Here is a 24108-nt window from a genome sequence, read left to right as displayed (position 1 = left end):
GCGGGCGGAGGTGCGGCGGCCCGGGGAGCCCTCCCCTGCCTGTCAACCGGCCCGGCGGAGCTGAGGCCGCTCAGCCAGGCCCGGCCTACGGAAGCCGGCCAGTCGGCCGGCCACCACGGCCCCGCCCGAGCCGATCGACGGGCAGGGCCCGGCCAGACGGTTGGCCCGGCCGGCCCAAGGACCTGGCTGGTCAGCAGGCCGCAGGCTCGACGACCCGGGTCGATCGACCGACTCGGCGTCCGGCGCTCCGGCTCATCGGCAGGCCCGGCGGCCCCTGCCGATGGACCGACCCGGCGCGCCCGGTGACCCGGCTGACCAGCAGGACCCGGCAAGCCCGTCGACTCCGCCCGACAGGCCGACTCGGCAGGCCCGATGGCCAACAGGTCAGCAGACCGCGGGCTCGGCGCTCCGGCCACGACTCGGCAGACCCGACAGCCCGGCTGATCAGCGAGGCCCGACAGCCCCGGCGACTCCCGCCGAACCGGCGGAGCCGCTACGCAGCTGGTGGTTCGGGGGTCGGCTGGGGCTCGGGCGGGCCGTCGGCGACGGTGCCCGTGTCGCCGTCGTCGACGGTGCCGGTGGTCTGGGTCGGCCCGGGCGTGGGGTTGCTCGTCGGCGTCGGGTCGGGGGCGGGCGAACTCGGCGGGGCCGACGGTTGCGTCGGGGTCGGGTCGGTCACGCCCGTGCCCGGGGCCGGTGTGGTCCGGGTCGCGGTCGGTGAGGGCTTGGCGGTCGCACCGGCACGGCCCGGGCCCGGGGAGGCCGCGGGTTCGAGGGCGCCGGGGCCGGGCGAGGGTGCCGTGGCCTCGTCCGTCGTCGGCGCGCTGCCCGGGGCGGTGGCGCCGGTGTCACCGGTCGGTGCCGACTCCGCGGGCAGCGACGGTGTGTCGACCTGCCCGGCCGGCCGGCCCTCCTCCTGACCGGGCACGGGCAGCCAGGGCGCGTTGGAGTTGCCCGACAGCACCGTGGCGACGATGACGACGGCGTAGACCCCGCAGGCCACGGCGACGGCCATGCCGATCCGGCGGAGACGCCTGCTGCGGCGGCCGGACTCGTCCACGAAGACGGGCCGGTCGGCGGCGGTGACCGCGCCGATGCCTTCCTTGGCCTGCCGTACGAATCCGTCCCCGAGCTGAACGGCGTCGAGCTGGACGGTCACCTCGTGCGGATCGTGGGTGTGCCCGGCGGATTCAGGACCGTGCGGGGCGGAATCGAGACCGTGCCCGGCGGAACCGGCACCGTGCCCGGCCGCGTCGGCGTCCTCCTGCCAGGGGTCGCGGACGGCCGGCCGCGCCGCGGTGCCCGCGGCGAACGAGTCGGCCTCGCCCTCGCTCTGCCGGGGAATGCCGCGCAGTATCTCCGTCACGTCCGTCCCGGCGGACGGGCGAGCGCCCGTCACCTGGACGTCGCCGCCGGAGAAGACCTGCGTGGCTCTCCGGTCCCGGGCTCTGCCGTCCGCGGGGAGTTCACTGGTCCTCGCTGCGGCCTCGGGCCATTCGGGTTGGGCGTCTTCTCGCCACTGTGTCACGCGCACGCACTTCCCCCCACGGGATGGTTCAGGTGCGCTTGCGACCTGAGCACCCGTCGTCCGGACCGGGTCCCCAACCCGTCCAGAGCGCCCCCTATTACCACACCGTGCTCAGGCGTCGAATGTAGCGCACGCGGAGGTTGTGTGTGGACGGCGTGCCGAATCGTGTCAGCCGTGAGACGCCATGAGGACATCGTCGGTGGCGGGAACCCACCCTCCGGCGGGCCTGCGCAGCCACCCCTCCTCCGCCGCGAGCCGCGCCGCCGCCCGCCGCAGCGCATCGAGCGCGGGGTGCGTCAGGCCCTTGCGCCACACCAGCGACACGGGAGAGAGCGGAACGGGATCGACCAGGGGACGTGACACCGTCGCCGGCATGGCCGGGAACCCCACGACGGCCAGGACCGGGTGGCGCGTACGGGCCATGATCCGCTGGAACTCCTCCTCCCCGACGGCCAGTGGCGCCGGTGGCGCGATCTCGATGCCCCGTCCCTCGAACAGCAGCCGCGCGAGGCCGGTCCACTCCGGCGTGCGGGGATTGCCGGCGCCCGCGTAGACGGCCTCGCCGACCAGCTCGGCGAGCGGCACCTGAGCCAGCGGGGCCAGCCGGTGGTCCTCGGGCAGCACGATCGCCATCGGCTCGTACCGCACGGGCTGGTGGTCCAGCCCGGCCCGCAGCGCCGGGTCCAGCCCGGCGAACCGTCCGAACGACGCGTCCAGCCGGCCCGCGAGCAACTCCCCGGCGGCTCCGGTCAGTCCGCTCTCGTAGCGGGCCATCAGCTCGTGCCCGGGGGAGAGTTCACGCGCCCGGTGCAGCACGCGCCGCGGTGTGACCAGGCCCGGGGAGTTGAGGTCCACCAGCAGGGGCCGGGCCCGGTCGAAGGCGGCGAGCAGTTCCTCCTGCGCCCGGAGCACGCGGCGGGCGTACGGCAGCAGCCGCCCTCCGTCGGGCGTGAGCGCCACCTGCCGGGTGGTCCGGACGAACAACTCGGCGCCCAGCTCCCGCTCCAGCCGCCGCACGTCCCGGCTCAGCGCCTGCTGGGCCGTGTGCAGGCGCACCGCGGCACGGGTGAAGTGCAGTTCCTCGGCGACGGTGACGAAGGCACGCAGGAGTCGGGGATCGAGGTGGCCGGACATGCCGTGAACCTACAACGGCGGCCTGCCCGATCAGCCCCCGGCGGTCTTCTCGGGCCCCTCGCCCTCACCCACGCACTCACCCGCGGCCGCCCCCGAACCGGCACCGACGCCCGGCACCTGGCCATCCGGGCCCTCCCCACCAGGGCATTCCCTCGACGGAACCTGCCCCAGCCGGTGCCGAGGCACCGTGCGCACGGGCGGACGCGTCAGCGTGATCTGCCGGACGACTTGCTGAAAGCACGCCAGCGCCGCCAGCCCGGGCAGGGCCGCGGCCGCGGTACCGAGGACGGTCCTCGGCGCCTGGGCGACGCACAGCAGCACGGCGACGCACGAGAAGACCAGCACCACACACCAGGAGTGCACGGCACGGCGCTGGTGCAGCGCGGCCCGCAGGACGGACAGGGAGGCCACCAGCCAGGGCCCGTACACCAGCAGGGGCCACCAGGTGCGGAGGGTGCGCTCCGCTGGGGACGCGGCGACCAGGCGCAGCGGGTCGTAGGCGACCATGCCGCTCAGGAGGCCCACCGCGGAGGCGATGACGGCCGTCAGGACGGCGATGAGGAAGCTGGTCCAGCGGAGCACGCCCGGTGCTCGGCGGGCCCGGACCTTGCGGTGCCGCCGGGGGACCTCCCGCACGGGCGGCAGTTCCTCGGTGATGTCCTGGAGCCGCTGCATGCGCTCGGCCGGGGCCGGGGCCGGGGCCGGGTCCGCGGGGGCGGCCGGTGCCACGTCACGTGGGACGGGGATCCTCGGCCCCTGCTCCCCGAGCGCCTCCTCGAGGATGAACGCCAGTTCCTCCGCCGGGTCCCAGGTCGGATCCGGGGGCGTCAGCGGGGTCACGAAATCCCGTGTGGGCGCCCGGTGCCGGCCGGTGCCCTCATTTCCTTTGTCGTACATAGCGCGGCCCGACTATTCAGCGAGCGCGAAAGCGGGCCATTCCGTCGCACTGATCCACCGCCGGGCGAGATCCTTTTCCAGCACGCTCATGGCATCGATGAAATCGCGCAGAACCGGCTCGGTCACCTGGAGCGCGACCGGGCAACCGCCCTTGGTGAGCGTGCCTTTGACGGTGGCCGACGAGTGGGCTGGAGCGGGAATGTAGGTGTAGGGGCCGAGCGTTACCGCCCAGCCTTCTTTCCTGGTCGCCTCGGTCATGTACCGACTAACCGTCGGCCCACTTCGGCGGATGCGCGGCAAAAGAGTGAAGGATTTCCCCGTTGAGCATCTTTTCCATGCGCCATTAAGGGCTCTCCATATCTCTGTATGAAGAACAGGCGGCGAATATTTCCCGCCAGTCCTACAACCCAGGTGCGTGATTCCGCACGGAACAGGTGTTGGACCGCCCGGTCGTCTCCGGGTGACGGTGGGCGGATGCCGCAACTCACCCCGTACCGCCGCCTCTTCGGGCTGCCCGGCGCCCGTGCGTTCACCGCCGGGAACCTGATCGCCCGGCTGCCGATGGGCATGTTCAGCGTCAGCGCGGTCGTCATGATCGCCGCAACGCGGGGCTCGTACGCCCTCGCCGGTGCCGTCACGGCGACGGGGCTCGCGGCGACCGCGGTGGTCGCGCCGTGGACCGCGCGCCTCGTCGACCGGCACGGCCAGGCCCGGGTGGCCCTGCCCGCCACGGTGTTCGCCGTCCTCGGCTCGCTCGCCCTGCTGCTGTGCGTCCGCTACGACGCCCCCGACTGGACCCTGTTCGCCTCCTACGCCGCCACCGCCACGACCCCCAACACCGGCGGCATGTCCCGGGCCCGCTGGGCGCACCTGCTGGCCGGTGACACCAAGGGCCTGCACACCGCCAACTCCTTCGAGCAGGCCGCGGACGAGCTGTGCTTCATGCTGGGCCCGGTGCTCGCGGCCTTCCTGTGCGGGGCGTTCTTCCCGGAGGCGGGCACGCTCGTCGGGGCGGTGCTGCTGCTGACCGGCATGGTCCTGTTCACGACCCGGCGTGCCACGGAGCCACCGGTCCGCGCGCACATACCCGCGAAGGCGCCGCTGCGCGCCCCCGGGATGCCGCCGCTGCTCGCGGTCTGCCTGGCGATGGGCGCGGTGTTCGGCTCGACGGAGGTCGTCACGCTGGCGTTCGCGGACGCGCTGGGGCACCGGTCGGCGGCCGGTGTCGTGCTGGCGCTCCAGGCGGCGGGCTCGTGCGCGGCGGGTCTGCTGTACGGGGCCGCGAAGCCCGCCGGGCCGGCCGCGTCCCGGCTGCCGTGGTGTGTGGCCGCGATGACGGCGCTGCTGACCCTGCCGCTGCTCGCGGCCGCCCTCATCGGCTCGCTGCCGCTCCTGGCCGGTGCGCTGCTGATCGCCGGGATGGCGACGGCTCCGACGATGGTCACCACCATGACGCTGGTGCAGCAGCGCACCCCCGAGGGCCGGCTGAACGAGGGCATGACCCTGGCGGTGACCGGGCTGCTCGGCGGCATCGCCTGCGGCAGCGCGCTCGGCGGCTGGACCGTGGAGCACATGTCGGCGACGGCGGGATACGCCATCCCGGTGACGGCGGCGGCCGTGGCCCTGGCGTTGTCCCGGTACGGGGCGTCGAATCGCTTCACCGAACCATGCACGCCCCATTGACGCCCTCACGCACCCCCACATACGTTCATTCGTCGAAGCGCTTCGACGTCACGTGCCACCCCCTGCGGGCACGGGAAGAAGGACCCCCCACCATGAAGTTCACCGACGGCTACTGGCTGCTCCGGGAGGGCGTCACCGCGGCGTACCCGGCCGAGGTGCTCGACGTCACCGAGTCGGACGGCACGCTGGAGATCCACGCGCCGACCCGGCCCGTCCGCACCCGCGGGGACCTGTTGAAGGGCCCCGTCCTGGCGCTCCGCGCGCACACGCCCATGCCCGACGTGATCGGCCTGACGCTGACGCACTTCACGGGAGGGGAGCGGCGGGGGCCCGAGTTCGAGCTGACCGGGTCGGGAGCCACCCCGCAGGTCTCGTACGACGACGAGTACGCGACCCTGACCTCGGGCGACCTGTCGGTGCGGGTGGCCCGCGGCGGCCCCTGGCACGTCGAGTTCCTCTCGCACGGCCGCACCCTGACCAGCAGCGGCCACAAGAGCATGGGCATCATGCGGGACGCGACCGGCGCGCACCACCTGCGCGAACAGCTGGTCCTCCAGGTCGGCACGTCCGTCTACGGCCTGGGCGAGCGCTTCGGCCCGCTGGTCAAGAACGGCCAGGTCGTCGACGTCTGGCAGGCGGACGGCGGCACCTGCAGCGAACAGGCCTACAAGAACGTGCCCTTCTACCTCACGGACGCGGGCTACGGCGTCTTCGTCGACCACCCGGGCAAGGTGTCCTTCGAGGTCGCCTCGGAGGTCGTGTCGCGGGTGCAGTTCAGCGCCGAGACGCAGGAGCTGACGTACTACGTCGTCCACGGCCCGACCCCGAAGGACATCCTGCGCAAGTACACGGCCCTGACCGGCCGCCCGGCGCTGCCGCCCGCCTGGTCGTTCGGCCTGTGGCTGTCGACGTCCTTCACGACGTCCTACGACGAGGAGACGGTGACGTCCTTCATCGAGGGCATGCGGGAACGCGAACTCCCCCTGTCCGTCTTCCACTTCGACTGCTTCTGGATGCGCGAGCACCACTGGTGCGACTTCCAGTGGGATGCACGGGTCTTCCCCGACCCGGAGGGCATGCTGGCCCGGCTCAAGGCCCGTGACCTGCGCGTCTCCGTCTGGATCAATCCGTACATCGCCCAGCGCTCCCCGCTGTTCGCCGAGGGCAAGGCACTCGGGCATCTGCTGAAGCGCCCGGACGGCAGCGTCTGGCAGTGGGACCTGTGGCAGCCCGGCATGGCCCTGGTCGACTTCACGTCACCGGCCGCCCGCGACTGGTACGCCGCCAAGCTGGAGGCGCTGCTCGCCCAGGGCGTCGACTGCTTCAAGACCGACTTCGGCGAACGGGTGCCGCTGGATGTGACCTGGTCGGACGGCTCCGACCCGGAGCGGATGCACAACTACTACACGTACCTGTACAACCGCACGGTCTTCGAGGTGCTGCGCAAGCACCGCGGCGAGGCGGAGGCCGTCCTCTTCGCCCGCTCGGCGACGGCGGGGAGCCAGCAGTTCCCGGTGCACTGGGGCGGCGACTGCGAGGCGACGTACGAGTCGATGGCGGAGTCGCTGCGCGGCGGCCTGTCCCTGGGCCTGTCCGGCTTCGGCTTCTGGAGCCATGACATCGGCGGTTTCGAGGGCACGCCGACACCGGCCGTGTTCAAACGCTGGCTGGCCTTCGGCCTGCTCTCCTCGCACAGCCGCCTGCACGGCAGCAGCTCCTACCGCGTCCCCTGGCTGTTCGACGAGGAGTCGGTGGAGGTCGCGCACCACTTCATCCGGCTGAAGCTGCGCCTCATGCCCTACCTGTACGAGACGGCCCGGGCCGCCCACACCGAGGGCGTACCGATGATGCGGGCGATGGTGCTGGAGTTCCCGGACGACCCGGGCTGCGCTCACCTGGAACGGCAGTACATGCTCGGCCCGGACCTCCTCGTGGCACCGGTGTTCAGCGACGAGGGCGACGTCACGTACTACGTCCCCGAAGGCGCCTGGACCCACTTCCTCACCGGCGAGCCGGTGACCGGCCCGCGCTGGGTGCGCGAGCGGCACCCCTTCCTGAGCGTGCCGCTGCTGGTCAGGCCGGGTGCGGTGATCCCGGTGGGCGCGGTGGACGACCGTCCGGACTACGACCACGCCGACGGGGTGACGCTGCGGGCCTACGGCCTCCGGCCCGGTGACCAGACGACGGTACGGGTCGGGGACGTCACCTTCACCGTGGTACGCGAGGCAGACACCCTGCGGGCCACATGCAGCGACCCGGCGGCCCCCTGGGCGCTCGCCGCCGCCGGCCACGAGGCCCGGGCACGGGCCGGAACCGGCTCCCTGACGCTGGGGCTGGAGCCGTCCTGATGGTCAGGATCACGGACGTGGCGCGACGGGCCGGGGTCTCCCCCAGCACCGTGTCGTACGCGCTGAGCGGCAAGCGCCCGATCTCCGACGAGACCCGGCGCAGGGTCGAGGCGGCGGTCCGGGAGCTGGGCTACCGCCCGCAGCCGGGCGCACCGGCGCACGGCACGCCGAAGGTCCTGGGCGTGGCAGCCCCGCTGCGCGCCGGCGTCCACGTACCGGCGATGATGCGTCTGACGCAGTCCGTGGTGACAGCGGCACGCGGGTACGACCACGACGTCCTGCTCCTCACCCATGAGGAGGGCCTGACCCGCGTCAGGGAATCGGCGCTGGTGGACGCGTTACTGGTCATGGACATCGGCCTCCACGACCCACGTCTCCCCCTGCTCCGCTCCCTGAACCGCCCCTCCGTCCTGCTCGGCCTGCCCGCCGACCCGCACGGTCTGACCTGCGTGGACCTGGACTACCGGGCAGCGGGCGAGGCGTGCGTGCACCACCTGGCCCGCCTCGGCCACCGCACCGTGGCCCTGGTCAGCTCGCCGCCGGAGGTCCACCTCCGCGGGACCGCCTCGGCCCACCGCCTGGTCGAGGGCTTCACGGCCGCAGCCGACCGCCACGGGCTGGCCTCCTCGGTGCACCCCGCCGGATCGGCCCCGGCCACGGCCCACCACCTCGCGGACCGACTGCTGCGCGATCACCCCGCGCTGACGGCCCTGGTCGTCCACAACGCGCCCCTCCTGGAGCCCCTGATCACGGCCTTCCAGCAGCTCGGCCTGCGCATCCCCGAGGACCTGTCGATCACGGCCGTCTGCCCCGACGACCCCGCGACGACCACGTCGGTCACCCTGCCGGCGACGGAGCTGGGCACCCGAGCGGTGGAACTGCTGATGGAGAAACTGCACGGCACGCCCGTACCGGAGACGACGCTGCTGGCGCCGCGGCTGACGGAGCGGGCGAGTACGCGTCACGCATGACAAAGGCCCCGCCGCTCGTGAGCGACGGGGCCTGTGCCCACATGGGATGAGTGGAGATGGCGGGAATCGAACCCGCGTCCAACGGTGTGGAACCAGGGCTTCTCCGTGTGCAGTCGGCTGTGCTTTTCTCGGCCCCGGAGATCACGCCGACAAGTCTCCGACGGGCCCAGTCACTGTGTGGTTTCCCTCTTCACCCCGTGACCGGGATCGAGGTTTAGTTCCCTAGATGATGCCAGGATCCGGGTCGGGAACACCCCCGGGCTGACACTCCCTTAAGTAGGGGAGCCGCTGCTCGCTACCTGAAGATCAGGCAGCGAGGGCGAGCTCGCCCTGGGAGATGGATCGCTTGGAATTGGCGATTATTTTTTTCGGCCTGTGGTTTACGAGATCATGGCCGCTTCCTCGACACGCTTCCCCTGCTTCGACAGCCGCTGTCGAAACCGATCATCCCCATGTTGATTTTTCAATCGTCGTCCCCCGCGAGAGGGGACTCGCACCCGCTGTGAGGTGCAGGTGCCATCGTACGTGACCAACGCAGGTCGATGCCAGCGTATTCCCACGCACCCCGGAGGGCCTACGCCCGCTGCTTCCGCCGCACCGCCGAGATCACCCGCTCGGCCTCGCGCCGGTCCTGCTTCTCGCGGAGCGTCTGACGCTTGTCGTACTCCTTCTTGCCCTTCGCCAGCGCGATCTCGACCTTGGCGCGGCCGTCCTTGAAGTACAGGGCGAGGGGCACGATGGTGTGACCCGTCTCCTGCGACTTCGACTCCAGCTTGTCGATCTCCTCGCGGTGCAGCAGCAGCTTCCGCTTGCGCCGCGCGCTGTGGTTGGTCCACGTGCCCTGGCTGTACTCCGGCACGTGCACGTTGTACAGCCACGCCTCGTGCCCGTCCATCTGCACGAAGCCGTCGACCAGCGACGCCCGTCCCTGGCGCAGCGACTTCACCTCGGTGCCGGTGAGGACCAGACCGGCCTCGTAGGTGTCGATGATGAGGTAGTCGTGCCGCGCCTTCTTGTTCTGCGCGATCAGCTTGCGCCCTTTTTCCTTAGCCATAGTGCCGCCCATTTTCGCACTACGGAGGGGGCCCGCGGGAAGTGGATTACGAGGGACCGGCCAGGCCGCGCAGCACGGTCTCGGCCCGCTGGAGGGCTCCCTCGTCGGCCTCCAGGTCGGGCGTGATGCCCCGGCCGTCGACCGCTCGGCCGGAAGGGGTGCGGTAGTGCCCGACGGTCAGCTCCGCGACGGAGCCGTCGGGCAGCCGGCTCGGCATCTGGACCGAGCCCTTGCCGAAGGTCCGGGAGCCCACGACGAGCGCCCGTCCGCGATCCTGGACAGCGCCGGTGAGGAGTTCGGCCGCGCTCATCGTCCCGCCGTCGACGAGCGCGACCAGGGGTCTCGTCGTGTCGCCACCGGGCTCGGCGTGCAGGGCGCGCTGCCGGCCGTCGACGTCGTACGTGGCGACCAGACCGCCGTCGAGGAAGGCGGAGGCGGCGGTGACCGCCTCGGTGACCAGGCCGCCGGAGTTGCCGCGCAGGTCGAGGACGATCCCGGCGCGGGGCGGGGCCTGCCGGACGGCCTCGCGGACCTGGTCGCCGGAGCCCTTGGTGAAGGTGTCGACCCGGATGACGGTGACCGGGCCGGCGGCTTTTCGAACATCGACCGAGTCCGTGGACAGCTGGGCCCGGCGCAGGGTCTCGGTCCACGCGCGCGTACCGCGCTCCAGGCCGAGTCGGACGGTGGTGCCGGCGGGGGCGTCGGTGGCGTCCCCGCGCAGTAAGGAGACGATCTCGGTGACGGGCCGCCCGTCGGTCTTCTCGCCGTCGACGCTGCGCAGCAGGTCTCCGGGGCGGATCCCGGCGGTGGCCGCGGGCGACCCGGCGCGCACCTTCGTCACCTCGATGCGGCCGTCACGTTCGCTGCGCGCCCACAGGCCGACGCCGGTGTACTGGCCGTCGAGGCTTTCCTCGAACTCCTCGTATTCGCCCCGGGAGTAGACGGCTCCCCAGCGGTCCCCGCTGCGGCTGACGGCACGCTTCGCGGCCTCCATCGGCGACTTGCCGACGGCCATGGCCTCCTCGGCCGCCCTGGTGACGTCCGCGTGGTGCCCGGCCGGGACGGCCGAACGGGCCTCGTCCGGCGCGGACTTCCGCTCGGCCTGCGGGAGGGATCCCGTGGCCGCGCCGGCGACGAGCACGCTGGCGAACATCAATGTCAGGGCGGCCCCGCGGCGGATGCGACGGGGCTGACAGAACGGGTCACGACCTGACATGGCGGTGAGTCTAGGACAAGGGGAAGGGCCGTACGGCTGGTTGACCGTACGGCCCCTCTTGGTATGCGTCACACCTTCAAGTACTTGCGCAACGCGAAGAACGCGGCCAACGCGGGCATCAGCAGGCTCGTGGCGAGGATGAGCGGCAGCTTCGTCAGGACGGCGTCCCAGCCGATGAAGTTGATCAGTGTCAGCTGGTCGGCCAGGGCCAGTCCGTGGTCGATGAGGAAGTACCGGGCGATCAGCAGGAAGGCGCACGCGAGCGTGCCGCCGATGAGCCCGGCGACCGCGGCCTCCATGATGAACGGCGCCTGGATGTAGAAGCCCGAGGCGCCGACCAGGCGCATGATGCCGGTCTCGCGCCGGCGGCTGAACGCCGAGACGCGCACGGTGTTGACGATCAGCATCAGCGCGACGACCAGCATCAGCGCCATCACCGCGCGCGCGGCCCAGTTCATGCCGTTCAGCAGCTTGAAGAGGTTGTCCAGGATGCCCTTCTGGTCCTGCACGGACTGCACGCCGTCCCGGCCGTTGAAGGCGGTGGCGATCACCTGGTACTTCTGCGGGTCCTTCAGCTTGATGCGGTACGACTCCTGCATCTGGTCCGGCGTGAGGGAGCTGGCCAGCGGGGAGTCGCCGAACTGCTCCTTGTAGTGCTTGTACGCCTGGTCCTGCGACTCGTAGGTGACCGTCTGGACGACGTCCATCTTGTCGAGGTCGGCCTTGATCTGCTTCTTCTGGTCGTCCGTCACCGCGCCCTTGGCGCAGTTGGGGTCGGACTCGGCGTCGCTCTTGTTGCAGAGGAAGATCGAGACGTTGACCTTGTCGTACCAGTAGCCCTTCATGGTGTTGACCTGGTCGCTCATCAGGAGCGACCCGCCGAACAGGGCGAGCGACAGGGCGACGGAGACGACGACGGCGAAGGTCATCGTCAGATTGCGGCGGAGACCGACGCCGATCTCCGACAGGACGAACTGGGCGCGCATGGCGACTGGTTATGCCTTTCCGTGACTCTCTGGTGCGGTCTCAGTGCTGGTAGCCGTAGACACCGCGGGCCTGGTCGCGGACGAGGCGGCCCTTCTCCAGTTCGATGACGCGCTTGCGCATCTGGTCCACGATGTTCTGGTCGTGCGTGGCCATCACCACGGTCGTGCCCGTCCGGTTGATGCGGTCGAGCAGCTTCATGATGCCGACGGAGGTCTGCGGGTCGAGGTTGCCGGTGGGCTCGTCGGCGATGAGCAGCTTGGGCCGGTTGACGAAGGCCCTGGCGATGGCCACACGCTGCTGCTCACCACCGGACAGCTCGCCGGGCATCCGGTCCTCCTTGCCGCCGAGCCCGACGAGGTCGAGCACCTGCGGCACGGACTTGCGGATCTCGCCGCGCGACTTGCCGATGACCTCCTGCGCGAAGGCGACGTTCTCGCCGACCGTCTTGTTCGGCAGCAGGCGGAAGTCCTGGAAGACCGTCCCCAGCTGGCGCCGCATCTGCGGCACCTTCCAGTTGGACAGGCGCGCGAGGTCCTTGCCGAGAACGTGCACCTGCCCGTGACTGCACCGCTCCTCGCGGAGGATCAGCCGCAGGAAGGTGGACTTTCCGGAGCCGGAGGACCCCACGAGGAAGACGAACTCGCCCTTCTCGACCTCCAGGGAGACATCCCTGAGGGCGGGGCGGGTCTGCTTGGGGTAGACCTTGGAGACATTGTCGAATCGGATCACGGATGCACCACGGGTCGCCGGGGGTAGATGAGCGTGACCATACGCGAACCGGGCAGCAGACCGCAGTCACCCGCTGTGGTTGCGCCGTGGATGTGCTGTTTTGTGCCGACCTCAAGGGGTGCGGGGAACTGCAGCGGACCGCGCACCCTCCGGAGGAACCTGGCACAGTGGAGAGGGAACGTTCGCGCCCCCGCGAGCGTTACACACAAGGAACCGGCGCAAGGAGGGCGAGCGCATGACGTACGACCGGCTGGTGTGCGCGAACTGCGCGGCGCCCGTGAGCGAGGGCCGGTGCCCTGTGTGCCGTGCGAACCGCGAGCGGATGCAGCAGGAGAACTTCCTCGCGGGTCTGAACCCGATGACCCTGATCGCACTGCTGACCGTGCTGATCGCCGCGGTCGCGCTGCTGGCGCACCAGACCGCCTAGCGGCGCGCTCAGCGGCTCGAAAGACCCCTTAAGACACGGCCGAGGGCCCGGAGCGGAACGCTCCGGGCCCTCGGCGCTGTGCGCTGCGCCTACCGTCCGTACGGACGCGGCTACCGTCAGGCGGCAGCCCCGCCGCGGCCGCCCATGAGGCGCGGCAGGACGCGGAAGCCGACACCGCCGGCGATCATCGTGGCGGCGCCGATCACCAGGAAGGTGGTCTGCGCGGCACCCGTCTCGGCGAGCTCCTGGCCGTTGCCCTGGGCCTGCGGCGCCGGGGTGGCGTCCGAGCCGGTGTCGGTGAGGGACGAGGAGCCCTCCTCCTGCGGGGCGGCGCCGCCGTCGGGGTCGGCGGCGTTGCCACCGCCGTTCCCGCCACCGTTGGCGTTGCCGTTCCCGCCGCCGTTGCCGTTGCCGTTGCCCGGGTCGGTCGGCTGGGACGTCGGGTCCTCGGTCGGCTCGGTGGGCTCGTCCGTGGGCTCGGTCGGCTCGTCGGTCGGGTCCTCGGTCGACGGCGGGTCGGTCGGGAGGTCCGTCGGGACGTCGGTGGGGATGTCGGTCGGGACCGGCGGGGTGGTCGGCGGCGTCGGGACCGGCGACTCCTCGGCGCACAGGATGCCGAGCAGGCAGTCCTCGGACTCCGCGGCGGATGCGGCACCGGCGGCGGTCAGCGAGGCACCGGCGGCGATCACGGCACCGGCCGCTATCCGCGCGACACGGATCCGCGTCTTCTTCGTCATGTGGTTGCTACCCCCAGTAGCTCATCGTCATTAGGCAGCGTTTGGAGCTGTGCTCGACGGGGGTAGCTGCGGTGTGGAGCCCCCCGGTTCACATGCGCCCCAGAGATACGCATGCCGCGCTTTACCCTTCCCATTTTTCAAAGGCACGTCAAGGGCGTTTGCGGGCGCCATGTCCAACTACGGGGGCAATGCCGGGAGTCTGACTCTGTGAGTGTGATGTAAAACCCAGACATGCGGGCACAGAAAAGGCAACTGCCGCCCTGACGTCGGCAGTTGCCTTGTCGACAAACTTACTTCTCCTGCTGCTTGCGCCAGCGAATTCCGGCTTCGAGGAATCCTTGGATCTCCCCGTTGAAAACGGCCTCGGGGTTACCGACCTCGAACTCGGTGCGCAGGTCCTTGACCATCTGGTACGGGTGCAGCACGTACGAACGCATCTGGTTGCCCCAGGAGTTGCCGCCGTCGCCCTTGAGGGCGTCCATCTTGGCCTGCTCCTCCTGGCGGCGCCGCTCCAGCAGCTTGGCCTGGAGCACGTTCATGGCCGTCGCCCGGTTCTGGATCTGCGAGCGCTCGTTCTGGCAGGAGACGACGATGCCGGTGGGGATGTGGGTGATGCGCACCGCGGAGTCCGTGGTGTTCACGCCCTGACCACCGGGGCCCGAGGACCGGTAGACGTCGACCCGCAGCTCGCTCTCGTCGATGTCGACGTGGTCGGACTGCTCCACCACGGGCAGGATCTCCACGCCCGCGAAGGAGGTCTGCCGCCGGCCCTGGTTGTCGAAGGGCGAGATGCGCACCAGCCGGTGCGTGCCCTGCTCGACGGAGAGCGTGCCGTACGCGTAGGGCGCCTGGACGGCGAAGGTGGTCGACTTGATGCCGGCCTCCTCCGCGTACGACGTCTCGTAGATCTCGGTCTTGTAGCCGCGCTGCTCGGCCCACCGCAGGTACATGCGCTGGAGCTTCTCGGCGAAGTCGGCGGCGTCGACGCCGCCGGCCTCGGCCCGGATGTTCACCAGGGCCTCCCGGGCGTCGTACTCGCCGGACAGGAGCGTGCGGACCTCCATCTCGTCCAGCGCCTTCTTCACGGCGACGAGCTCGGACTCCGCCTCGGCACGGGTGTCCGGGTCGTCCTCCTCCTCGGCCATCTCGAAGAGAACCGCGAGGTCGTCGATACGACCGCGCAGGGCCTCCGCCTTGCGCACCTCGGCCTGGAGGTGGGACAGCTTGCTGGTGATCTTCTGCGCCTCATCGGGGTTGTCCCACAGGGACGGCGCGGCCGCCTGCTCCTCGAGCACGGCGATGTCTGCCCTCAGCTTGTCGAGGTCCAGAACGGCCTCGATCGACTCCATGGTCGAGGAGAGGGACTTGAGCTCTTCGGATACATCGACGACTGCCACGCCCTCCAGCGTAACGGCTCCGCCCGGCGGCCATCGCCGGGCGGTCCTGGCCGGCCGGTGCCGGCTGGGAGGTCAGGGGGACTGCGGGGCCGAGTTCTTCGTGTCCTGGGGAGGTGCGCTCGCGTCGTCGCCCGAGGTGGACAGCCACGCCCCGACGCCGACCGCCGCCGCCAGGACGACCGCGCCCGCGCCGAGGGCCACGCGGCGGCGCCGGGCCAGGGCGCGGTTGCGGGCCGACCCCGGCCGGGGCGTGCCCGACGCGCGCGGGGCCCGGGCCGTGCCGTGGGCGCCCCCGGCCAGCTCGTCGGGGGCCGGTACGCGCATCGAGGTGTGGGTGTCCCGGTTGGAGTCCGCCGGTTTCGCGCCCGGCACCAGAGGGACCGCGCCCCGCCGCCGGACCCGCTCGGCCGGTGCCGGTCCGGCGGGCTGCTCCTCCCGGTCTGCCTCCTCGGCGGACTCCGTGTCCGGCTCGTCCACCTCCAGCGGCGGCATGCCCGCCAGCATCGGCAGCAGCTCCCGCAGCCGGGCCCCGAGCTCCGAGGCCCGCAGCCGCGAGGCCGGGGCCTTGGCGAGGCACTGGACGAGCAGCTGCCACAGCTCGTCGGGGATGCCGGGCAGCGGGACGACCGTCTCCGTGACGTGGCGGCGCAGGACCGCGCCCGGGTGGCCGCCGCCGAACGGGGTGAAGCCCGCGAGCAGCTCGTAGAGGACCGTGGCGAGGGCGTAGATGTCGACGGAGGCGCGGGGCGGCAGCCCCTCGACGATCTCCGGGGCGAGGTAGTCCGGCGTGCCGATGATCTTCGTGGCCTTGGTCCGGCGCGGGGTGTCGATGAGTTTCGCCACGCCGAAGTCGGTCAGCAGGGCGCGGTGGGAGCCGCCCGGGCCCAGGGGGCCCTGCATGTCCAGGAGGACGTTCTCCGGCTTCACGTCCCGGTGCACGACGCCCGCGGCGTGCGCGGCCGCCAGCCCGTCGGCGATGTCGGCCGAGATCGCGACGGCCGCCTCGGGCGCGAGGCGGCGGTCCCGCTCCAGCCGGGTCCGCAGGTCGGTGCCCCGGACGAGGTCCATGACCAGCGCCAGGTCGTTGCCGTCGACGACCAGGTCGCGCACCGACACCACGTGCGGGTGCTCCAGGCCGAGCAGCGCCGTGCGCTCCTGCACGAACCGCCCGACGAGTTCCTGGTCGGACGCGAGGTCCTCGCGCAGCAGCTTGATGGCGACGGGGCCTTCGGGACCCTCGCCCAGCCACACCGTGCCGGCGCTGCCCCGCCCCAGGATCTGGTGGGCGGTGTACCGGCTGCCGATCTTCCGTGCCAAGGCTGCTCCTACCGACGCGTGTTGTCGTTAAAACTACGCGTCCGGAGAGCCAACCTTCACTGCGGAGGCAGAAATCACCCGCCAGGTGTCGACAAATCACCAACCCCGCAGGGTGGTTCCGGTCAGTTCGTGCCCGAACTGCTACCGCCGAGCTTCTCGAACCAGCCGGTCACGGTGTTGAACCAGTCGGTGAGCTGGTCCCAGTAGCCCTTGGTGGTGCCGATCCACTCCTGGAGCGGGCTCAGCTCCCAGATCAGCCAGCCCGCGACGAACAGGATGACGATCGTGAAGAGACAGCCCTTCAGGCAGCCGAGCCCGGGGATCCGCATCGGGTTGGCGCTGCGCTGCCGCGGCTGCCGGGGCTCGCGCTGGGGCCGCTGCGGCTGCTGGGGCGGCGGCGCCGGCGGGGCATACCGCTGCGGCGGCTGGGGCCGCTGGGGCTGGGGGGCGTACTGCTGGGGCTGCTGCTGCGGGTGGCCGTAGCCGGGCCCCGGCGGGGGTGCCTGGCGGCGCGGAGGCTGCTGCTGGGGCCGGGCGACCTGCCGCTGGGGGCGGCGGCGCAGCGGGTCCTCGTTCGGGTCGAGGTACTGGACCTGCGTCTGTTCGTTGCGGTCGCGGGCCGCCCGCAGCTGGTTCTGCCAGGGGTGCGGGTCCTCGGGCCCGCCCTGCTGACCGGGGTGGCCGGGCGAGCCCGGCGGGACCGGCGGCATGACGGCGGTCGGGTCGGCCGCGCCCCGGCCCGGCCCGGCGGGCAGGACGGCGGTGGGGTCGGCGGCGCCGGCCGGGCCGCCGGTGTGCGGCATGACGTTGGTCGCGGCGTTCGGGTCGTACGAGCCGGCGCCCTGCGGGAGGATTTGGGTGGGGTCGGCGTCGCCCGCGCCGGGCGTGTCCGGCACGGGTGCGGGCGCCGGGTCGGGCGCCAGGAGCGCGCCGACGCCCTCGGCGGCGGCGATCTGCGCGGAGTTCGCGTGCACACCGATGCCCTCGGCGACGACGCGCAGGCCACGGGCGAGGTTCTCGGCGCTGGGCCGCTCGTCCGGGTTCTTGCGCAGGCAGCGCTCGATGATCGTCCACAGCGGGTCGGGGACCGTGGAGGGACGGCGCGGCTCGGCGCTCAGGTGCTGGTGCAGCACTTCCAGGGCGGAGCCGCCGGAGAACGGCGGACGGCCGGTGACCAGCTCGTACAGCAGGATGCCGGCGCCGTAGATGTCGACGGCGGAGGTCTGCGGGCGGCCCTCGGCGGACTCGGGCGCGACGTACGCGGGCGTGCCGACGAACTCCTGGGTGCGGGTCAGGCCCGGGGAGTCGGCCAGGCGGGCGATGCCGAAGTCGGTCAGCAGCGGGTGCATCTGCCCGTCGTACTGCTGGAGCAGGACGTTCGCCGGCTTGAGGTCGCGGTGGACCACGCCGTCGGCGTGGCTGGCGGCGAGCGCGTCGGCGATCTGGGCGGTGAGCAGTGCCGCGGCGACGGGGCTGAAAGGCCCGTTCTCGCGCAGGTAGCGGTGCAGGTCGGGGCCCTCGACGAGGTCCATGACCAGCGCCAGCAGCTCGCCCTCGACGACCAGGTCGCGGACCCGGACGATGTTCGGGTGGGTCAGCCGGAGCAGGACGGAGCGCTCCCGGAGAAACCGCATGACGATGTCCGGGTCGCCGGCCAGCTCCTCCTTGAGGACCTTGATCGCGACGGTCTCGCCGGGCTGTCCCGGCACGGCCGCCTCGGCGCCCGCGGTCTCGCGCTGGCGGGCTCGCCAGACGGTGCCCGTGGCGCCGCGTCCGAGCGGCTCCTCGAGCAGGTACTTGCTGCCTACCGGCCGCACGTCATGCGCTCCCTGGTGCTTGCCTTGCCTGCTGGCCTGTCCGACCCACTGTAGTGCCGTGCCGCCGGGGACCGGGGTGTCGTCATTCTGTGGGTCTTACGTATGCGTTCTCACACGCGTTCGAAGGAAAGACGCTCACCTCGGTCTCGAGGTTGCCGAGAGTGAGCGTGACCGATCTCAACTGATCGCGAGTGGGTCATCTCTCAGGCACTTTTGCGGGCAGAGCCGACCAATCAAGATCACTTGTTCCGGAGCGAGGGGCGCGCTGTCAGTGGCAGGTGCGAGGATGCGTGCAGTACTGGCCGACGTGCTGGGGGCGGGTTGGGGACTCCGCGCCCGGGCAGAAGGGACCGCTGACGGCGATGCAGATCCGGCTGACCGTCGTAGACCCGCTGGGCCTGGCGGCTCCGGCCCGGGACCGCGCCGCGCGCTGCGACGTGCTGGTCACTGCGCCCGCCGGCACGGCGCTCGCGGCGGTGGCCTCGGGGCTCGCCCAGGTGGTCCTCGGCGGTGACGGCTCGGGTTCCCCGGTGCTGTACGCCGGGGAGCAGCGGCTCGACGCCCAGCGCTGCACGCTCGGCGAGCCACCGCTGACCGACGGTGCCGTGCTGTCCGTGGGCGCGCCGGGCGAGCCGGAGCCGCATCCCGAGCTGGACGACGCCCCGGCCCAGCTCCAGGTGGTCGCCGGGCCCGACGCCGGTGGCGTCCACCTGCTGCACGGCGGCGAGATCCGCATCGGCCGCTCCGCCGACGCCGACGTGCCGCTGGACGACCCGGACGTCTCCCGGCTGCACTGCGCGGTGACGGTGAGCGCCGACGGCCGCGTCTCGGTGGCCGACCTCGACTCCACGAACGGCACGACGCTGGACGGCACGCGTGTCGGCGGCCGGGCGCTCCGTTTCGCCCCCGGGGCGCTGCTGCGGATCGGCGAATCGGCCCTGCGACTGGCTCCCGCCGGGGGGCCGGGGGGCCGGGTGGACACGACGCCGGACGGGGAGGGGCACGTGCGCGTGCCGGGTGCCGTCGGCGGGGCGGGGGCGGGCACGCGCGCGCCGCATTCCATCCCTGCCGGGGCCGCCAGGTCTTCGGGCCCTGGGAGTCCGGCCGACCTGGGCAGATCCTCCGGGGCTGCCGCGCCCTCCGGCCCTGACGCGCCGACCCGTCACGCTTACGGCTCGGCGGCCTGGGGCACGCCGGGTACCGCGGGGCACGGCTCGGAGGACTCGGCGGTGGTGCCGGGGCAGGGCGGGGCACCTCGGGCCGAGGGCAGGGGTGCGGGAGCTGCCGCGGAGGCTTCGCGGCCGGCTGGCGGTGTGTCGGAGCAGGGCATCGCCAGGGGCCAGGGGGGCTCGGGGCCCGCCGGCCCCGGCGGAGACTCGGCGCACCCTGCGTCCCCGTCACGGGATGGGGCGCGTACGGCGTCGCCGGAAGGCGTGGTCCGGGCTCCGCGGCAGCGCGGCGCCGCCGGGGGCTCATCGGCGGCGGTCTCCCCCGACGGCGTCACCAGCACACCCCGGCAGCAGGGTGCGACGCGGCACGGGCTCGGCGCCGGGGACACACACGCGGGGCGATTCGGGGCCGGGGCGCTGGGCGGTTCCGGCCAGGGAGCCGGTCCGGGCGCAGGCGATCGCCACGGCGACGACGGCGGCGGCACGGGCGTAGGCCCTCATGCCCCGGTCAGCGGCGGTCGCCCCGGGGACGACGGCGGCCCGGCGAGCGCCCCGGACGAGCGGTCCGGGCGCGGGCGCAAGGGCACTCCTGTGCGGGGCACCGACGTTCCGCCGGGGACGCGCAGGCGGGGCGGGCTCGGCGCGTGGGCGCGGCGGCTGGCCGGCGGGCGTGGCGAGCAGGGGGCTCCCGCGGGCGGGGCGTACGAGGACGAGCCGGCCGACGTGGCGGCGGAGCACTCGGCGACCGTCGGGCCGGCGGTGCCGGAGACCTGGCCGGATCCGGCCACGCTGCTGCTGACGGCGCTGGGGCCGGGGCCCCGGCTGTGGGAGCGCGGGCCGGGGCACCCGGAGGCGCTGGCGGTCCGCCTCGGCACGGCCGACCGGGCCGCGCCGGACGGCTCCGGGCTGCTGCCCGCGGTGCCGGTGACCGCCGGGCTGCGCGAGGTCGGCGCACTGGGACTGGCCGGGCCCCGGGCGCGGCTCGCCGGGCTGGCCCGTGCCGTGCTGGCGCAGCTCACCGCGCTGCACTCCCCCGACACACTGGAGATCGTCCTGATCGCCGCGGACCGCTCCCGCCCCCTGGCGGAGCGCACCGCCGAGTGGTCCTGGCTGGGCTGGCTGCCGCATGTCCGTCCCGGACACGGACAGGACTGCCGCCTGCTGCTCGCCTACGACCGGGAGCAGGCCGCCGCCCGCACCGACGAGCTCCTGCGCCGCCTGGAGGACCAGCTGGCGGACGCGGGAGGCGGCGCGCCGGGGGCCGACGGGCTGCTGGGCAACGTGCGCTATTCCAGAGCCCGGGCGACCGACGGCCCGAGCGGCGACGCGCCGGGCCCCGATGCTCACGGCAGTGAGGGTCCGGCGAGCAGCACCGCCAAACCCGTGCCCCGCCGCCCCTCGTGGGCCCGGGACGACGCCCCCGTCCCCGCGCCGGCCACCGGCTTCGCCGGCCCGTACACCGTCCTCGTCGTGGACGGCGATCCCGGCGGCGCCGACCTGCGTGCGGCCGTCGCGCGGCTGGCGCTGGAAGGCCCCCGGGCCGGGATCCATGTCGTCTGCCTGGCCGAGACCGCGGCAGCCTCCCCGGCCTCACCCGTGACGGAGACCTACGAGGCGGCCTGCTCGGTGGCGCCGACGTTCCGGCAGTGCGGTGCCGTCGCGCTGCTCAGCGGGGACGTGGCGACGGCCCTGCGGCTGATGCGTGTGGCCCGGGTGGGGAGCGAGGACTCACCGGCCGGACCCGTCGGGCACGGCACCATCGCCACCGTCGACGCCGTCTCCCCCGCGTGGGCCGAGCGGTTCGCGCGGGCGCTGGCGCCGCTGCGTACGGACGGCTCGGCGAGTGAGCGGCAGCCGCGCGTCTCGGCGCCGCTGCCCCAGGCGGCACGGCTGCTGGACGAGCTGGGCCTGGCCCGTGCCACCCCGGCGTCGTTGATGGCGCGCTGGGCGGACGCGGCCGACGACACCGAGGCGCTGGGCGGGCGGGTGCGCGCGGTGCTGGGCGCCGGGCCGCGCGGCCCGGTCTGCGCGGACCTCGCGGCCCAGGGACCGCATCTGCTGGTCGAGGGCCCGCCGGGCAGCGGCCGTACGGAGCTGCTGCGGGCGGTCGTCGCATCCCTGGCCGCCGCCGAGCGGCCGGACCGGCTGGGCATCGTGCTGGTCGACGGCCGGGGCGGCCCCGGCGCGGGCGGCGGGGCCGGCGAGGGACTGCGCGTGTGTACGGACGTCCCGCATGTCACCACGTACCTCACGGCCCACGACCCGGTCCGGATGCGCGAGTTCGCGCAGTCCCTGAGCGCCGAGCTGAAACGGCGCGCCGAGCTGCTGGGGCGGTCCGACTTCGCCGAGTGGCACACCGGGCGCGAGCTGTCGGGCCGTATGGTCGCCCAGCGCACGGCGACGGCCCGGGGCGGCGCTCCGGCCGAGGCGACCGCCGGGACGGCCGCCGGGGCCGGGGATCTCGACTCCCCGCCCAGTTCGACGATGCGGCTGCGGCCCGGGGCGGCCCGGCGGCGGACGGAGGCGGCGCCGCCGCTGCCCCGGCTCGTCGTGGTCGTGGACGACCTGGACGCGCTGGTCTCACCCGCCCTCGGCTCGACCGGACGGCCCGCGGCCGGGTCGGTGATGCGGGCGCTGGAGGCCGTGGCCCGGGAGGGCGAGCGGCTGGGCGTCCACCTGGTGGCCGCCACCGGCCCGTGCGCCCGTACGGCCGAGACGGAACCGGCGCGCCGGGCCACCCTCCGCGTCGCGCTCGACACCCCCGCCCCGGGGCCGGAGGAGCCCGCACCCGGCCGGGGCAGGCTGACCTGTGCGGACGGGCGGGTCACACCGTTCCAGGGCGGGCGGGTCACCGGCCGTATCCCCCGGACGGCGACGCTGCGTCCCACGGTCGTACCGCTGGAATGGCACCGCATGGGTGACCCTCCGGCCCGGCGTCCGGTGCGGGAGCTCGGAAACGGCCCGACCGACCTGGCACTGTTGGCCAGCGCGCTGGAAAGGGCGGCGCGGGAGGTCTCGGCGGCTCAGGTGCCGTCGCTTCTGTAGCACTCGTCCGTGGCACTGGCTGGATGCCGACCCCGTCCGTTGATCAGGGACGAGTCGCTGGTCACGAGGGGGTCACGATCCCCCGCTTGACAGCCGATGCCATCTTGCCGCCCCCGCACACCCGGGCGTAGACCAGATCGCACGGGAGCGCGCTCGACGTTCGACGAGGGAACGAAGAACGGGGCAGTCATGCGCATGACGAGCAGCACCATCCGGACACGCTGGTCGCCGCAGCGGGACAAGGCGACCCCCCAGCACCGCAGAGCCGCCAAGGCCGCGGCCGCCGTCGCCGCGGGAGCGCTCGCGCTCTCGCTCACCGCCTGCGGAGGCGACGACAACAACAGCAGCGGAAGCCCGGGCAACACCGAGGAGGCCGCCAGCAACGTCACCCTTCCGAAGCTCGACGGGACGAGCCTGGAGATCGCCGCCGTGTGGACCGGCGCCGAACAGGCCAACTTCAAGAAGGTCCTGGCGGAGTTCGAGAAGCGCACGGGCGCCAAGGTCACGTTCGTGCCCGCCCAGGACCCGATCATCAACTTCATCGGCTCGAAGGTGGCCGGCGGGCAGCCGCCGGACATCGCGATGCTGCCGCAGCCGGGCGCCATCAAACAGGCCGTCGACCGGGGCTGGGCCAAGCCGCTCGGCTCGGAGGCGCTCAAGGAGCTCGGCGAGAACTACTCGCAGGGCTGGCAGGACATCGGCAAGGTGGGCGGCAAGCAGTACGGCGTCTACTACAAGGCCGCCAACAAGTCCCTGATCTGGTACAACAACCAGGTCTTCGAGAACGCCGGGGCGAGTGAGCCCGAGACCTGGCCGGATCTGCTCAACACCGCGCAGACCGTCTACGACTCCGGCGTCACCCCGTTCTCCGTCGGCGGCGCCGAGGGCTGGACGCTGACCGACTGGTTCGAGAACGTGTACCTCTCGCAGGCCGGCCCGGAGAAGTACGACCAGCTGGCCAAGCACGAGATCAAGTGGACGGACCCGTCCGTGAAGGACGCGCTGACCACCCTCGCGCAGGTCTGGGGCAAGCCCGACTACATCGCGAACGGGGCCTTGCAGACCGACTTCCCGGCCTCCGTCACACAGGTCTTCACCGGCGGGGACCAGCCCAAGGCCGCCATGGTCGCCGCGGGCGACTTCGCACAGGTCAACATCCCGAAGAGCATGAAGGTCGGGACGGACGCGAAGGTGTTCCCGTTCCCGGCGGTCGGGGACAACGGGCCGGTGGTCTCGGGCGGTGACGCGGCCGTGATCCTGGAGGACTCGAAGGGAGCACAGGCGCTGGCCACCTGGCTGGCCTCGCCGGACGCCGCGCAGATTCAGGCGAAGCTCGGCGGTTACCTGTCGCCCAACAAGAACGTGCCGAACTCCGCGTACCCGAACGCGGTGCAGCAGAGGATCGCCAAGGCGCTCATCGACGCCGGTGACGACTTCCGCTTCGACATGTCCGACCAGGCCCCGCAGGCCTTCGGCGGCACCCCCGGCAAGGGCGAGTGGAAGATCCTCCAGGACTTCCTGAAGAACCCGAAGGACATCGCGGGCACGCAAGCGAAGCTGGAGGCCGAAGCGGCCGCGGCCTACGGAGGCTGACGGCATGACGTCGGCCACGGCGGCAGGGGGCGTCAAGCCCCCTGCCGCTCCCAAGTCGC

The 24108-nt window shown here is 72.7% G+C and carries 18 protein-coding genes and 1 other RNA gene; 6 read left to right on the top strand and 13 right to left on the bottom strand.

Annotated elements, in window-relative coordinates; genetic code table 11:
• Window positions 1-493: 493 nt before the first annotated feature.
• The 4 genes from GTY47_RS01700 to GTY47_RS01685 all read right to left on the bottom strand — a co-directional run bounded on the left by GTY47_RS01700 (window position 494) and on the right by GTY47_RS01685 (window position 3817).
• Complete coding sequence (locus tag GTY47_RS01700; RefSeq protein ID WP_231911170.1) at window positions 494-1528, bottom strand: hypothetical protein; 1035 nt, start codon at window positions 1526-1528, stop codon at window positions 494-496.
• 168 nt (window positions 1529-1696) lie between these two features.
• Window positions 1697-2662, bottom strand: coding sequence for a LysR family transcriptional regulator (locus GTY47_RS01695; protein ID WP_010039889.1), 966 nt, complete (start codon window positions 2660-2662; stop codon window positions 1697-1699).
• A gap of 30 nt (window positions 2663-2692) precedes the next feature.
• Window positions 2693-3559 carry a hypothetical protein gene (locus GTY47_RS01690; protein WP_010039887.1) on the bottom strand — a complete coding sequence of 289 codons (867 nt, stop codon included), beginning with the start codon at window positions 3557-3559 and terminating at the stop codon, window positions 2693-2695.
• Window positions 3560-3571: 12 nt separating this feature from the next.
• Window positions 3572-3817, bottom strand: coding sequence for a hypothetical protein (locus tag GTY47_RS01685; protein ID WP_010039886.1), 246 nt, complete (start codon window positions 3815-3817; stop codon window positions 3572-3574).
• A 216-nt stretch (window positions 3818-4033) separates the two neighbouring features.
• Here GTY47_RS01685 and GTY47_RS01680 point away from each other — a divergent pair, with 216 nt between their 5' ends.
• From GTY47_RS01680 to GTY47_RS01670, 3 genes are all read left to right on the top strand, one after another.
• Complete coding sequence (locus GTY47_RS01680; RefSeq protein ID WP_010039883.1) at window positions 4034-5242, top strand: MFS transporter; 1209 nt, start codon at window positions 4034-4036, stop codon at window positions 5240-5242.
• A gap of 92 nt (window positions 5243-5334) precedes the next feature.
• Complete coding sequence (yicI, locus tag GTY47_RS01675) at window positions 5335-7590, top strand: alpha-xylosidase (protein WP_010039881.1); 2256 nt, start codon at window positions 5335-5337, stop codon at window positions 7588-7590.
• Complete coding sequence (locus GTY47_RS01670; protein WP_010039878.1) at window positions 7590-8561, top strand: LacI family DNA-binding transcriptional regulator; 972 nt, start codon at window positions 7590-7592, stop codon at window positions 8559-8561. Before yicI ends, GTY47_RS01670 begins: the two co-directional genes overlap by 1 nt.
• 48 nt (window positions 8562-8609) lie before the next feature.
• Here GTY47_RS01670 and ssrA read toward each other — a convergent pair.
• The 5 genes from ssrA to ftsE all read right to left on the bottom strand — a co-directional run bounded on the left by ssrA (window position 8610) and on the right by ftsE (window position 12547).
• Window positions 8610-9013, bottom strand: a transfer-messenger RNA (tmRNA) gene (gene ssrA, locus GTY47_RS01665).
• Window positions 9014-9135: 122 nt separating this feature from the next.
• Window positions 9136-9615, bottom strand: a complete 480-nt coding sequence (gene smpB, locus GTY47_RS01660; protein WP_010039871.1) for an SsrA-binding protein SmpB — start codon at window positions 9613-9615, stop codon at window positions 9136-9138.
• 46 nt (window positions 9616-9661) lie between these two features.
• Window positions 9662-10831 (bottom strand): S41 family peptidase, encoded by a 1170-nt coding sequence (locus GTY47_RS01655; protein WP_173937288.1) that lies wholly within the window; start codon window positions 10829-10831, stop codon window positions 9662-9664.
• A gap of 68 nt (window positions 10832-10899) precedes the next feature.
• A complete protein-coding gene (gene ftsX, locus GTY47_RS01650) occupies window positions 10900-11817 on the bottom strand; it encodes a permease-like cell division protein FtsX (protein WP_010039864.1) in 918 nt (305 codons plus the stop codon).
• Window positions 11818-11857: 40 nt separating this feature from the next.
• Complete coding sequence (gene ftsE / locus GTY47_RS01645) at window positions 11858-12547, bottom strand: cell division ATP-binding protein FtsE (RefSeq protein ID WP_003990615.1); 690 nt, start codon at window positions 12545-12547, stop codon at window positions 11858-11860.
• A 235-nt stretch (window positions 12548-12782) separates the two neighbouring features.
• On the opposite strand from ftsE, the gene GTY47_RS01640 reads away from it, so the two are divergent.
• On the top strand, window positions 12783-12974 hold the full coding sequence (locus GTY47_RS01640) for a hypothetical protein (RefSeq protein WP_010039859.1): 192 nt from the start codon (window positions 12783-12785) through the stop codon (window positions 12972-12974).
• A gap of 116 nt (window positions 12975-13090) precedes the next feature.
• Here GTY47_RS01640 and GTY47_RS01635 read toward each other — a convergent pair whose 3' ends face one another.
• The 4 genes from GTY47_RS01635 to GTY47_RS01620 all read right to left on the bottom strand — a co-directional run bounded on the left by GTY47_RS01635 (window position 13091) and on the right by GTY47_RS01620 (window position 18242).
• On the bottom strand, window positions 13091-13711 hold the full coding sequence (locus tag GTY47_RS01635) for an LPXTG cell wall anchor domain-containing protein (protein WP_010039857.1): 621 nt from the start codon (window positions 13709-13711) through the stop codon (window positions 13091-13093).
• Window positions 13712-14001: 290 nt separating this feature from the next.
• Entirely contained in the window at window positions 14002-15108 is a 1107-nt protein-coding gene (prfB, locus tag GTY47_RS01630) for a peptide chain release factor 2 (RefSeq protein WP_010039856.1), read from the bottom strand.
• 72 nt (window positions 15109-15180) lie between these two features.
• Complete coding sequence (locus GTY47_RS01625) at window positions 15181-16425, bottom strand: serine/threonine-protein kinase (protein WP_010039855.1); 1245 nt, start codon at window positions 16423-16425, stop codon at window positions 15181-15183.
• 122 nt (window positions 16426-16547) lie between these two features.
• Window positions 16548-18242, bottom strand: coding sequence for a serine/threonine-protein kinase (locus GTY47_RS01620; RefSeq protein WP_010039854.1), 1695 nt, complete (start codon window positions 18240-18242; stop codon window positions 16548-16550).
• 362 nt (window positions 18243-18604) lie between these two features.
• Here GTY47_RS01620 and GTY47_RS01615 point away from each other — a divergent pair, with 362 nt between their 5' ends.
• A complete protein-coding gene (locus tag GTY47_RS01615) occupies window positions 18605-22456 on the top strand; it encodes an FHA domain-containing protein (RefSeq protein ID WP_010039853.1) in 3852 nt (1283 codons plus the stop codon).
• A 189-nt stretch (window positions 22457-22645) separates the two neighbouring features.
• Window positions 22646-24049: an ABC transporter substrate-binding protein gene (locus GTY47_RS01610; protein ID WP_010039852.1), complete on the top strand. Its 1404-nt coding sequence runs from the start codon at window positions 22646-22648 to the stop codon at window positions 24047-24049.
• The last annotated feature ends 59 nt before the right edge of the window (window positions 24050-24108 follow it).

Source organism: Streptomyces sp. SID5464, assembly GCF_009862985.1.
GTDB classification, from domain to species: Bacteria; Actinomycetota; Actinomycetes; order Streptomycetales; family Streptomycetaceae; genus Streptomyces; species Streptomyces chartreusis_D.
The sequence above is the reverse complement of the archived record's forward strand: the minus strand, read 5'-3'. Positions and strand labels throughout refer to the sequence as shown.

What these genes read in the sequence shown, in the direction of transcription:
- GTY47_RS01655 (WP_173937288.1), bottom strand. Translation starts at nt 10,831, where the DNA reads ATGTCAGGTCGTGACCCGTTCTGTCAGCCCCGTCGCATCCGCCGCGGG.
- GTY47_RS01670 (WP_010039878.1), top strand. Translation starts at nt 7,590, where the DNA reads ATGGTCAGGATCACGGACGTGGCGCGACGGGCCGGGGTCTCCCCCAGC.
- GTY47_RS01640 (WP_010039859.1), top strand. Translation starts at nt 12,783, where the DNA reads ATGACGTACGACCGGCTGGTGTGCGCGAACTGCGCGGCGCCCGTGAGC.
- GTY47_RS01610 (WP_010039852.1), top strand. Translation starts at nt 22,646, where the DNA reads ATGCGCATGACGAGCAGCACCATCCGGACACGCTGGTCGCCGCAGCGG.
- GTY47_RS01690 (WP_010039887.1), bottom strand. Translation starts at nt 3,559, where the DNA reads ATGTACGACAAAGGAAATGAGGGCACCGGCCGGCACCGGGCGCCCACA.
- GTY47_RS01695 (WP_010039889.1), bottom strand. Translation starts at nt 2,662, where the DNA reads ATGTCCGGCCACCTCGATCCCCGACTCCTGCGTGCCTTCGTCACCGTC.
- GTY47_RS01685 (WP_010039886.1), bottom strand. Translation starts at nt 3,817, where the DNA reads ATGACCGAGGCGACCAGGAAAGAAGGCTGGGCGGTAACGCTCGGCCCC.
- GTY47_RS01635 (WP_010039857.1), bottom strand. Translation starts at nt 13,711, where the DNA reads ATGACGAAGAAGACGCGGATCCGTGTCGCGCGGATAGCGGCCGGTGCC.
- GTY47_RS01680 (WP_010039883.1), top strand. Translation starts at nt 4,034, where the DNA reads ATGCCGCAACTCACCCCGTACCGCCGCCTCTTCGGGCTGCCCGGCGCC.
- smpB (WP_010039871.1), bottom strand. Translation starts at nt 9,615, where the DNA reads ATGGCTAAGGAAAAAGGGCGCAAGCTGATCGCGCAGAACAAGAAGGCG.
- ftsX (WP_010039864.1), bottom strand. Translation starts at nt 11,817, where the DNA reads ATGCGCGCCCAGTTCGTCCTGTCGGAGATCGGCGTCGGTCTCCGCCGC.
- GTY47_RS01615 (WP_010039853.1), top strand. Translation starts at nt 18,605, where the DNA reads ATGCAGATCCGGCTGACCGTCGTAGACCCGCTGGGCCTGGCGGCTCCG.
- yicI (WP_010039881.1), top strand. Translation starts at nt 5,335, where the DNA reads ATGAAGTTCACCGACGGCTACTGGCTGCTCCGGGAGGGCGTCACCGCG.